Source organism: Dellaglioa sp. CoH-56-MRSF-10 (assembly GCF_056782175.1).
This window is the reverse complement of sequence record NZ_JBXAYF010000009.1, coordinates 17,311-28,905: the sequence shown is the minus strand read 5'-3', so window position 1 is coordinate 28,905 and position 11,595 is coordinate 17,311. Positions and strand designations below refer to the sequence as shown.

The window sequence follows — 11,595 nt, the reverse complement described above, 5'->3', positions numbered from 1 at the left end:
TTATTTGCGATATTCATTATCGCCTCAATAGCACTTATTAAATATATCAGCTTTCTTTTTCTTGGTCAAGTCTATTTATGTGAATATCTCTTAATATTACAAATAAATCGTAATTTCAGTCCCCTTATCATTCGAATCTTTCACACTAATCTCTCCACCCATTGATGTCACTAGTTCCTGCACAATAGCGAGGCCAAGCCCATTACCTTCTATTTGTTTATTTCTAGACGGATCTACTCTATAGAAACGTTCAAATATTCTTTTTTTGTCTTGATTTGAAATACCAATACCAGTATCTGATACTGCTATAAAAAATCTTGTCTTTATTTTGCCTACTTCAACTACCATACGCCCATTATCAACATTATATTTAACAGCGTTTTGCAATAAATTACCTAAGATAGTGGCTATCTTATTTTTATCAAACTTTACATAAAGATCTTTTGTTATTCTCTTGTCTACTATTAAATTTTTACTTTTAATAGTACTACTTAATAAATCTAACTCATAATTTATCATAGCATCTAAATTGAAACTCGAAATATTTTCTTTGGGTTTTTGCCCTTTTGCTAATTTTAATATCTCTTGAATTAATACTTCTAATTTTTCACTTTCGTCATAAATAATATTTAAAAATTTGTTAGTTGTACTTGAATCAACAGATTCTTCTAAAAGAGTTTCAGCAAATCCTTTAATTGCTGTTACTGGTGTTTTCAATTCATGACTCACATTTCCGACAAATTCATTTTGCATTTTCTCTAATAATTTCAGCTCAGTTATATCATATAAAATTACGATTACTTGAAATTCTACATTGTTATTTGCTATATAGACGACCGTTGCATCAACCACTCTGTTTGTATTGGCAATTTCAACTTCATCTCTTTGCTTATCTTGTGTTTTAATGGCTTTTTCAATTAGTCCACTCAATTTGTATGTTTTAATATCATCAATATATGAATGTTGCTTACTTTCTATCTGTTGGCCTAATAATTTAGAAATCATATCATTTACGACTAGTACTTGTCTTTTATGATCAATTTGCATAACCCCAACTGTCAAATGTTCAATTAATTTTAGATAGTTATTATTTTGTACCTGATAGTGAATATTTCTTTTCTTTTGATAACTTTCAACACGATTAATGGCTTTCGATAATTCAAAATTGGGACTATCTGTATCTAGTAATACATGATAAGAATCTCCTTTATTGACTAAACTATTCAATATATTAGCCATTAATTCGGACTCAGCACCTGCTTTAGATGCTATTTTATAAAGTATAGCTATTTCAATCAAACTCAACACACTTACTCCAATAATACTATTCTTACTAAAAAGTTTCCCGGATACATCCCATAGAAGTGTCATACTAAATGTTAAATTTAGCAACAAGATTAACGTCGTAATTATCCATTTTAGTTTTTGTTTCATTTATTCTCCTCAAACTTATAGCCAAATCCTCGAACTGTCTTTAAATATAGGGGGTTTTTAGCATCTACTTCTAATTTTTCGCGTAAATGGCTCACATGCATATCTATCATCCTTGTTTGCCCTTCATAATCGTATCCCCAAACACCGCTCAATAACTTTTCTCTACTTAGCACACGTCCTGTTCGTTTAATAAAATATACTAAAAGTTCGAACTCTTTTGGTGTTAATGCAACTTTTTCATCATTTTTATAAACTGAATAGTTAGAAAAATCAATTTTAAAATCTTTAAATTCTCTCACTTCATTATCAATTTGTTCATCCTTAGATGAGTCATGTTCAGTACGTCTCAAAATAGCCTTAATTCTTGCTATTACTTCTCTTGGACTAAACGGTTTAGTCATATAATCGTCTGCACCAATTTCTAAACCAATTATTTTATTCAATTCATCATCTTTAGCCGTTAAAATGATTATTGGCGTTTTTACTTTTTCTTGTCTTAATTTTTTTGTAACTTCGATACCATCGTAACCAGGCAGCATCAAATCGAGAATAATGAAATCAAAATTTTGTTCTGTTGCTTTTTTAAATGCACTAGGCCCATCTATTGCTACATGCACTTCATAGTTCGCATTTTCTAGATTATACGTTAACAGCGTAACAATTGCTGGTTCATCATCTACAACTAAAATTTTTTTCATTATTTATCCCCCTGATAACTAAATTTATTTAATTATGACTAACCCTATTTCATATGGTGAGTCTGAAAATATCGCACTTTCTGTTATTTTTGTATCTCCACTAAATGTCCTAATTTTTAATCGACAATACGTTGAGCTACTCTGTAATGCTTCATACAATTCGGTTTCGTTTCTAACTTCAATGCCATTACATTGAACGACCACATCACCAACCTCTACGTCCATCTTTGAAGCTGGCGTACCTGGGCGTACCCCTACAATTAATATTCCTTCATTGGATTCTGCAAACCATTTTTCTTGTTTATTATCATGGCGTTTGATCATATATTGGCTGATACAATACGCAACTAATAGAACAATTAATCCATATATCCCCATTATTGGTATAAATATAGCCATTATCGCTAAACCTGTCCCTATAAAAGCTAAATATAAGTATTGTTTTTTTATAAATTTGATAGCTACTCTTGGTATTTCTTTATAGATACGTAATGATAGCCCAACAATTAATGGTAAAATAATGATGTTAAATTCTGTACCTGCTATATGAATAATTGGCCACCAAGAGAGTACACTATGGAATTGATCACCCGGTGTTAGAATTACAAGTGGCACCAGATACAGATCCTTCATACTAAACGACGATATATTTCGCCCTCGTTTACCTGACTGTGTGTTCGGCGATAAGGGACTATTTCTGAATAAATACAGCGCACAAGCAGTTATAAATAAAATGACTGTCCCTATCAGTAGAATCCCTGTCGTAAATTCAACGTGAAATTCTTCATATTTAAATATTTCAAAATTACTTAATTGAGATTTAGTCATCCCATATACTAGTCCCGATATAATAAATAGCGGAAAGATAGCATCAAATACTGGGTATAGTAGTAGTCCTAAAATCATAAAAATAGCATAAATAACTACCCAGTTAATAGGCAACATAACACCTAGTCCAAATAGTAACATTGATCCAATAATACTAAAAATAAAGCCTACTTTTATTGCATGACGTCCCTCATAAAAATCACTATCGACAGCTGTTCTAAATGCTTGTCTCTCTTTTTTAATTCTTCGTGTATACATACCATAAATCAGTATAATTGCTAACCAAAGCGTTGGTTGCATGAAAAAGTTTCCAATAATTTTAAGCGTTACCATAAATGCACCTATTTTCTTTAATATATAGTACTCAAATTATATCATGCTTTGTCATGATTCAAAAAAGATAATCATAATAACAAAAAAGACTGAATTTTGCATTTAGCAAAATCAGTCTTTTAAAATTTAATTAAATTTTAAGGAAACGACGCATTGAAACGAACGATCCTAAAGCACCAATAATTATCCCGATTGACACTAATAATAAATCAATTTCTGCCAAGAAAGTTCCTGGTGTTAATAATTGATAACTAGTTGATGCCAACGAAACTTGTAAACCGTTATAAATCCAAATATAGCCAAAATCAACTAAAATAATTGGAATGATAGCACCTAAAAGCCCAGTCCATGCACCTTCAAGTAAAAACGGCCATCTGATAAATCCATTCGTCGCACCTACTAGACGCATAATTCCAATCTCATTTCTTCGAGATAAAATTGTGATTCTAATCGTGTTAGAAATTAAGAATACTGCAACAAAGAGGAGTAAAGCACTAATAATCATACCCCATTTTTGGATATTACCAACTACTTTAAATAGTTTTTTAGCAGATGTGCCCCCAAAACTAGCATCATTTACATAATCTAAACTTTTAGCACGTTTTGCAATTTGCTCAGTTTGTTTTGGTTTTTTAGTTTGAACATCAAATGTATCATATAGTGGATTATCATCCCCACCAAATAACTTAAATTCATTACCATAACTACCAACAACTTGTTGTAATTGCTCCTTTTTACTTGAAAAAGTAACTTTTTTAACTTCTGAATAACTTTCAAGTTTCTTTTTCAAATCAGCCTGTTGATTCTTTGTTGTCTTTCGTTCAACAAACACTCTGACTTGAACATCGTTCTCAACATCAGATGCTAATTTATTTACGTTCATTAAGATTGAAAGTAACACCCCAACCAAAATTAACGTTACAGTAACAGCACTAATAGCAGCAACAGACATCCATCCATTACGACGTAAACTCTTAATACTTTCACCAAAATGACGCCTAAACGTTCTCATTTTCATAACCGTATTTTCCTCCTTCTTCATCTCGGGCAATACGGCCATCTTCAATAGCCAACAAACGATGTGGATATTTGTTCACAATAATACTATTATGAGTTGCCATGATAACTGTTGTCCCTTGTTCATTAACTTTTTCTAAAATTGACATAATATCATCTGACGTTTCAGGGTCTAAATTCCCCGTTGGTTCATCAGCAATTAAGACTTCTGGTTTATTTGCAACTGCACGTGCAATCGCAATTCTTTGTTGTTCACCACCAGATAATTCTTCCGGAAATTTATCCGCCTTGTCAGACAAATCAACAAGATCTAGCACGTAATCAACACGTTCTTTAATTTCTGCAGGTTCTTTTTCAATAACTTCTAACGCGTATGCAATATTTTCAAAAATTGTTAAACGAGGTAATAATTTGAAATCTTGGAATACAATTCCTAAATCTCTTCGTAAAAATGGTACTTCTTTTGGTTTCATCGTTTCTAAATGAAAATCATTTACTGTGATTTCACCAGATGTTGCTTGTTCTTCATGGTACATCATTTTTATAAATGTCGACTTTCCGGCACCACTAGGTCCAACCACATATACGAATTCACCTTGGTCAATTCGAAGATTAATATCATTGCTTGCAATAATATCATCAGAATATTGTTTAAATACATTTTTAAATTCTATCAAACAGTGAATCCTCCTGTGTCTATTTTCATAACATTTTCATTATAGCATGATTATTTACCTTTATATTGCAGTAGTCTTACAATTAAGTTTCATTTTTTAACTTGGATTTTCATTTTTTAATTTCCACTGTAAATAAGCATTAATAAATCCATCTATATCACCGTCCATTACCGCTTGAACATTACCAGTCTCAAAATCGGAACGATGATCCTTAACCATTGAGTATGGGTGGAACACATATGATCGAATCTGCGACCCCCATCCAATATCCATTTGTTCACCTTGAATGGCAGCACGTTCTTTTTCTTTTGCTTCCATTTCAAGTTGATATAACTTAGATTTCATCATACTTTCAGCCGTTGCCCTATTTTGAAATTGTGACCGCTGCGCTTGGCTCGAAGTTACTATCCCTGTTGGAATATGAATTAATCTAACTGCTGAAGATGTTTTATTAATATGTTGTCCACCAGCTCCGGATGATCTAAATACTTCCATTCTGATATCATCTTGATTTAATTCTATTTCGACTGAATCATCCAACTCTGGCATCACATCAACAGATGCAAAAGACGTGTGGCGTCGACCAGCAGCATCAAAAGGTGAAATACGAACTAATCGATGCACCCCTTTTTCACTCTTAAGATAACCATACGCGTTTACTCCCTTAATAAGAAGCGTCACACTTTTCAATCCCGCTTCATCGCCAGATTGATAATCTACTGTTTCGACGATTAGCCCACTTTTTTCAGCCCATCTCGTATACATTCTAAGTAACATTAATCCCCAATCCTGAGATTCGGTACCTCCTGCACCTGGATGGATTTCTAAAATAGCATTTCTGCTATCATAAGGTTCATTCAATAATAATCGTAATTGATACTTGTCGAGTGCTTTTTTTGTCTCGTTAAACAAGTCATCAAATTCTATTAGCATATCATTATCATTTTCTTCTTGTAATAATTCAAGCATGACTTGTAATTCTGATACCTTACTCTCTAAATCATGAAACGCATCATATTTACCTTTTAATTGATTGTTTTCGTCAATAACTTTTTGTGCTTCTTCTTGGTGATTCCAAAAATCTGGGTTAGCCATTCGTTCTTCATTTTCAGAAATACGTTCATTCAGCGTCTCTAAGTCAAAGAGACCCCCTGAAGTTAGTTATTTTTTGTTCCATTTCATTAATTTGTTTCCTATAATCGCTTAATTCCATCAATTTTCTCCTTAATTTACTAAAAAGAGTCACCTTCAAACTCTATCGAATTCGGAAGTGACTCTTTAATAATGTTCTCTGATTAACTTTTTGATTAACGTTTAATATTTTGTCTGATTTCAGCTTTCATAAATAAACGTGTCACTTCAAATTCTATTGCTCCAACGACTTCTTCGAACATTCTAAATCCATCTGATTGGTATTCAACTAGAGGGTTTAATTGTCCGTAGCCACGTAGTCCAATAGACTGACGAAGTTGATCCATTGCATCAATATGCGCTGTCCATTTATCATCAACAACACGTAACACAACCACTTTTTCAAATTCAAGCATTTGTGCTGCATCAACTAATTGATCTTCTTTAATTTCATAGTTCTTTTCAGCGCGGTCGACCAAGTAGGCTTCGATTTGGTTAGCATCTTTACCTTCTAAATCTGCCAATGAGATACTGTCTTCATTAACCATTGAAGAGACAGCAAAATCTACAATAGCTTGTAAATTCCATTCATTTTGGTCACCTTGCGTGTGCATCTGAACAATATGATTAACAGTACGTTGTATCATAGGCATAATAACAGGTTTTAATGTTTTTTCTTCCATAATAATTTGTTGTCTCTGGTTATAAATAACCTCACGTTGTTCACGCATAACATCATCATATTGTAAAACATTTTTACGTGTATCATAGTTATTACCTTCGACACGTTTTTGTGCTGATTCAACTTGTTTTGTAATCATACGACTTTGGATAACAGCGTCATCTTCAGTAATGTTCATACGTTCTAAGAAGCTCTTAATACGTTCTGAACCGAATCGTAACATCAAATCATCTTCCAAAGAAAGATAGAATTGTGTCATCCCATCATCCCCTTGACGGCCAGCACGGCCACGAAGTTGATTATCAATACGACGAGATTCATGGCGTTCTGTACCAATAACAGCTAATCCACCAATTTCTTTAACGCCAGGGCCTAATTTAATATCAGTTCCACGTCCGGCCATATTCGTAGCTATGGTAACAGCACCACGTTGTCCAGCATTTAAAATGATTTCAGCTTCACGTTCATGATTTTTAGCATTTAAGACAGCATGTGGAATTTCAGCATCATCTAACATTTGTGCCAATAATTCTGACGTTTCAACTGCTACAGTACCAATCAACATAGGTTGACCAGCTTCATGGCGTTCTTTGATATCAGCAATGACAGCTTTAAATTTGCTATTTAAAGATGGATACAATAAATCTGCTTTATCATCACGAATAATAGGTTTATTCGTTGGAATTTGAACAACTTCCATATTATAAATTTCACGGAATTCTTCTTCTTCAGTTTTAGCAGTACCCGTCATACCAGATAATTTCTTGTACATTCTAAAGAAATTTTGGTAAGTGATGTTAGCCATTGTTTTAGTTTCGTCTTCAATTTCAACATGTTCTTTAGCCTCGATAGCTTGATGAACACCATCAGAATAACGACGACCTTCCATAATACGACCAGTAAATTGATCAACAATCATAACTTCACCATCTTGTACAACATAATCTTTATCACGTAGCATAACAAAATTAGCCCGTAATGCATTATCCAAATGATGAGTCAAAATTGTATTATCTGTATCATATAAATTATCTAGTCCAAAATATTTTTCACCTTTACGAATTCCTTCTTCGGTTAATGAAATTGATTTTGATTCAAGATCAATTTTATAGTCTTCTTCTTCAGTTAACGTTTTAACAAAACGATCTGCACGAACATACATGGCAGTCGTCTTTTCAGCTTGACCAGAAATAATCAACGGTGTTCTAGCTTCATCAATCAAAATTGAATCAACTTCATCGACGATAACATAGTTTAAAGGTCTTTGAACCATATCTTCACGATAAACAACCATGTTATCACGTAAGTAATCAAAGCCTAATTCACTATTTGTTGAATAGGTAATATCAGCTGCGTAGGCTTCGCGCTTTTCTTCAGCTGTTTTTTCGTTAATATTCAATCCGACAGTTAAACCTAACCATGAATATAATTCGCCCATTTCTGTTGCATCACGGCTTGATAAATATTCATTAACAGTAACAACATGAACACCTAGACCTGAAATTGCATTTAAATAAACGGGCATAGTAGCTGTTAAAGTTTTACCTTCACCAGTTTTCATCTCCGCAATATCACCATTATTTAAAACCATTCCACCAATCATTTGCACACGGAATGGGTATAGTCCTAACACACGTTTTGCGGCTTCTCGTACCACTGCAAATGCTTCTGGTAAAAGATCATCAAGCGTTTCACCTTCTTGATATCTTGCTTTAAAAGCAGGTGTTTTAGCTTTTAGTTCATCATCAGATAATAAAGCCATCTCGTCGGCCATATTTTCAATATTATCGGCTATTTTGCCTAGTTTTCTTAATTCACGATTATCACTTTCAACCCATTGTCTTAATACATTTGCCATTTAGCTTTTCCCCTTATATATCAAACACATTTATTGAATTATTTTTAATTATAATATCATTTTTTATAGTATCACTAAATCAATAAATTTTAAACTAAAATAACAAAAAAGCCCTGAGTAGTTAACTTACTCAACAGGCTTTTCAAGGTTAGTTTAATCTTCAGCTTCAATTAAACCATAGCGACCATCTTTACGTTTGTAAACAATGTTAATACCCTCTGTATCAGCATCTTCGTAAATAAAGAAGTTATGGCTCAACATATCCATTTGTAAAATAGCTTCTTCACTATTCATTGGTTTTAAAGAAACATGCTTTGTCCGAACAACATCAAATTTGCTTACTTCATCAATAGAATCTGATTCTTCATCAGCAATTTCATTACGAATTTCAATATCTTTAATTCCCTTGCCTCTTGATTGGCGATTAATTTTAGTTTTATATTTGCGAATTTGACGTTCTAATTTATCAGTCACAAGATCAACACTTGAAAGTAAATCTTGTGATGTTTCTTCAGCTCGAAGGACGAGAGAAGGCATCGGAACTGTCACTTCAACTTTGGCCGTTTTATCTGAATAAACTTTTAAATTAACATGGGCCGTTGAATTAGATGTATCAGTAAAGTATTTTTCTAATTTAAATAATTTCTTTTCAACATAATCTCTAGTAACATCTGTAACTTCAACATTTTCACCGCGAATATTGTATTTTAACATAATAAACTCTCCCTTCAATCTACAGCAGGTAACGAAACTATTAATTACCTTACCGCTTGATTTAATTATAAGCGAATAGACTTAAATTTACAAATGATATCCCTTAACAAATCTATTTAAAACGCCATTGTAATCGTTAACAGTCATTTTAACTTTTGCTTAAATATATCATACTAATTTATTTAAAAATTGTACCTATTGTTCATTATCTTGCAAGGGTAATACTCTTAATGCTTTTAGCATTTTGTGCTAACAAAATATGGGCATAAAATAGTGTTCGGCCGGTAGTATAAATATCATCCACAATCAAAACAACTTTATCCGATAAATCTGGGCAATCTGGACTAAGTTCAAACGGTTGAATTAATTCAAGCCTTTGTTGCCTATTTTTATGCGATTGTTTTTCTTTAACCGTATTATTTCGCACTAAAAAATGATCATGCTTAATATCTAAAAGACCACAGACTTGATTAAATCCTCGATTATTTAACGTTTCAGAATCAACAGGTATCACCACGAGGTAATCAAAATCAATTGTTTCTATTTTGTGCTTTAATTGTACTTGAAAAATAGTTCTCAGCTGATAATCACCATTAAACTTATAATTTTTAATGATATCTTTCATAAAATCATTATAAATGTACAACGCTTGATTCTGAAAATTTAAATTAGGATAAATAAGTTGCCATTTCTTACAATCCGCACATAATTGTGGCCTATTTTGTTCTCGACCGCATCCTCTACAGGCTAACTGAGTATTAATCAATCGTAACTGCTCCTGGCATCTCTTACAAACTATCTTTTTTTCATAAGGTTTAGTCGATAATATAAATGCTAGCGTTAATTTTTGACTAAATGTATTATGACAAATCTGACAGTTTCTCATATCTTTAATTTCCTTGCTTTACGATTCATCGTTTTTATTTGTCCAACTGCCTTTTTTATTGAAATCGTGTAGTCACAACATAAAAAGATAACGTCACCAAACGGACGATTGACATTACGTCCCACTCTGCCAGCAATCTGAACTAACGCTGCCGTTGAAAAAGTTTTATCATCTGCACCCAGAACAAAAACATCCAGATTAGCAAATGTCACACCACGTTCTAAAATTGTTGTTGTGATTAGATACCGTAGTTCGCCTGTTCTAATTGCCTTAACTTTATCTAGTCTATCTGGATCTTCAGAATAAACAGTGTCCCCCTTTAAATTAGGAAACTTCTTTTTAAATGCTTCCATTACTGGTTCCAATAACCAAATTTTCGGCACAAAAATTAAAAATGGATCCTTACGTTTTAGCCACTCTGTCATTTTCAGTGTTAATTTTTTGGGTAAACGTCCTTTTTTTAAATTCTTTTCCCACGCTTTTTCAAATTTAATTTTAATTTCAGGCAATAATTGACCATGAAAGCGTATTGGTAAATAACTAACCGTTAATTGTTTTAAGCGAACCTCCTTTAACAGATCCTCACTTGGGGTTGCCGTTAAAAATAAACTTGCCCCTTTTTGTTTAGTTGCTTGTGTTGTTGCTTGAAGCAGTAATTGATTCTGTGCATATGGAAAGGCATCTACCTCATCAACTATCATAACGTCAAACGCTTTATGAAATCTTAACAATTGATGTGTTGTACAGATGACTAGTTGGGTATAACGGTATGGTTCCGTTGTCTTTCCGTGCAGCAAACAAATATCAATATTTTGAAATGCTGCCTGCAATCTCGGAAATAATTCAATACAAACATCGACCCGTGGTGATGCTAAACAGATGCGCTTACCATCCATAATAGCAGCTTCAATACCTTTGAATAGCATTTCTGTTTTACCAGCGCCGGTTACCGCCCACAGTAAATGCCGGGCACCCGAATTTTTAAAAATTTGTTTCACTTCATTAGCACATATTTCTTGGCTAGTCGTTAATTCTCCATTCCACGTCAATGGACTCCCTTTTTGAGTTGAAAACAAGTTGGGTTCAGGTATAGTATAAAGTGTAGTCGTAGTTGAAATACGTCCTAATATCATACAGTATGAACAATAGTACCGGTCACCTTGTAATTTATTTTCCTTTAAATTAAGTTGTGAAAGGCATCTGCGACAGATTAATTGTTTATCTTCAATACTAATTCCTGGGTACGACGTAAGTTCATCTAAATTAATAGTTTCGTCAATTTCTGAATCAGTTATTAAACGACCATACAAACTTGAAAGTGTCATTCTCCTCAATCC

10 protein-coding genes are annotated in these 11,595 nt (G+C 33.0%); all 10 read right to left on the bottom strand.

What is annotated here, in order from left to right; genetic code table 11:
• Window positions 1-96: 96 nt before the first annotated feature.
• Window positions 97-1,371, bottom strand: coding sequence for a sensor histidine kinase (locus AC1RP4_RS07350; protein ID WP_481761965.1), 1,275 nt, complete (start codon window positions 1,369-1,371; stop codon window positions 97-99).
• Window positions 1,372-1,430: 59 nt separating this feature from the next.
• Window positions 1,431-2,132 (bottom strand): response regulator transcription factor, encoded by a 702-nt coding sequence (locus AC1RP4_RS07345; protein WP_481761964.1) that lies wholly within the window; start codon window positions 2,130-2,132, stop codon window positions 1,431-1,433.
• 24 nt (window positions 2,133-2,156) lie between these two features.
• Complete coding sequence (locus AC1RP4_RS07340) at window positions 2,157-3,293, bottom strand: PDZ domain-containing protein (RefSeq protein WP_481761963.1); 1,137 nt, start codon at window positions 3,291-3,293, stop codon at window positions 2,157-2,159.
• Window positions 3,294-3,423: 130 nt separating this feature from the next.
• A complete protein-coding gene (ftsX, locus tag AC1RP4_RS07335; protein WP_481761962.1) occupies window positions 3,424-4,311 on the bottom strand; it encodes a permease-like cell division protein FtsX in 888 nt (295 codons plus the stop codon).
• Window positions 4,292-4,987 (bottom strand): cell division ATP-binding protein FtsE, encoded by a 696-nt coding sequence (ftsE, locus tag AC1RP4_RS07330; RefSeq protein WP_481761961.1) that lies wholly within the window; start codon window positions 4,985-4,987, stop codon window positions 4,292-4,294. The genes ftsX and ftsE overlap by 20 nt, the downstream gene beginning before the upstream one ends.
• A gap of 96 nt (window positions 4,988-5,083) precedes the next feature.
• Window positions 5,084-6,200 (bottom strand): peptide chain release factor 2 gene (gene prfB / locus AC1RP4_RS07325; RefSeq protein ID WP_481761960.1). Its coding sequence is split into 2 segments (ribosomal slippage): window positions 5,084-6,127 and window positions 6,129-6,200, totalling 1,116 coding nucleotides; the frame shifts between segments, so codons are not numbered across the junction.
• 94 nt (window positions 6,201-6,294) lie between these two features.
• Complete coding sequence (secA, locus tag AC1RP4_RS07320) at window positions 6,295-8,658, bottom strand: preprotein translocase subunit SecA (RefSeq protein ID WP_481761959.1); 2,364 nt, start codon at window positions 8,656-8,658, stop codon at window positions 6,295-6,297.
• Window positions 8,659-8,811: 153 nt separating this feature from the next.
• A complete protein-coding gene (hpf, locus tag AC1RP4_RS07315) occupies window positions 8,812-9,372 on the bottom strand; it encodes a ribosome hibernation-promoting factor, HPF/YfiA family (RefSeq protein WP_409021489.1) in 561 nt (186 codons plus the stop codon).
• Window positions 9,373-9,577: 205 nt separating this feature from the next.
• Complete coding sequence (locus AC1RP4_RS07310; RefSeq protein ID WP_481761958.1) at window positions 9,578-10,138, bottom strand: ComF family protein; 561 nt, start codon at window positions 10,136-10,138, stop codon at window positions 9,578-9,580.
• Between the two features lie 116 nt (window positions 10,139-10,254).
• Window positions 10,255-11,583 (bottom strand): ATP-dependent helicase ComFA, encoded by a 1,329-nt coding sequence (locus tag AC1RP4_RS07305; protein WP_481761957.1) that lies wholly within the window; start codon window positions 11,581-11,583, stop codon window positions 10,255-10,257.
• Window positions 11,584-11,595 lie beyond the last annotated feature (12 nt).

What these genes read in the sequence shown, in the direction of transcription:
- AC1RP4_RS07305 (WP_481761957.1), bottom strand. Translation starts at nt 11,583, where the DNA reads ATGACACTTTCAAGTTTGTATGGTCGTTTAATAACTGATTCAGAAATT.
- secA (WP_481761959.1), bottom strand. Translation starts at nt 8,658, where the DNA reads ATGGCAAATGTATTAAGACAATGGGTTGAAAGTGATAATCGTGAATTA.
- AC1RP4_RS07350 (WP_481761965.1), bottom strand. Translation starts at nt 1,371, where the DNA reads ATGACACTTCTATGGGATGTATCCGGGAAACTTTTTAGTAAGAATAGT.
- AC1RP4_RS07340 (WP_481761963.1), bottom strand. Translation starts at nt 3,293, where the DNA reads ATGGTAACGCTTAAAATTATTGGAAACTTTTTCATGCAACCAACGCTT.
- AC1RP4_RS07345 (WP_481761964.1), bottom strand. Translation starts at nt 2,132, where the DNA reads ATGAAAAAAATTTTAGTTGTAGATGATGAACCAGCAATTGTTACGCTG.
- hpf (WP_409021489.1), bottom strand. Translation starts at nt 9,372, where the DNA reads ATGTTAAAATACAATATTCGCGGTGAAAATGTTGAAGTTACAGATGTT.
- ftsX (WP_481761962.1), bottom strand. Translation starts at nt 4,311, where the DNA reads ATGAAAATGAGAACGTTTAGGCGTCATTTTGGTGAAAGTATTAAGAGT.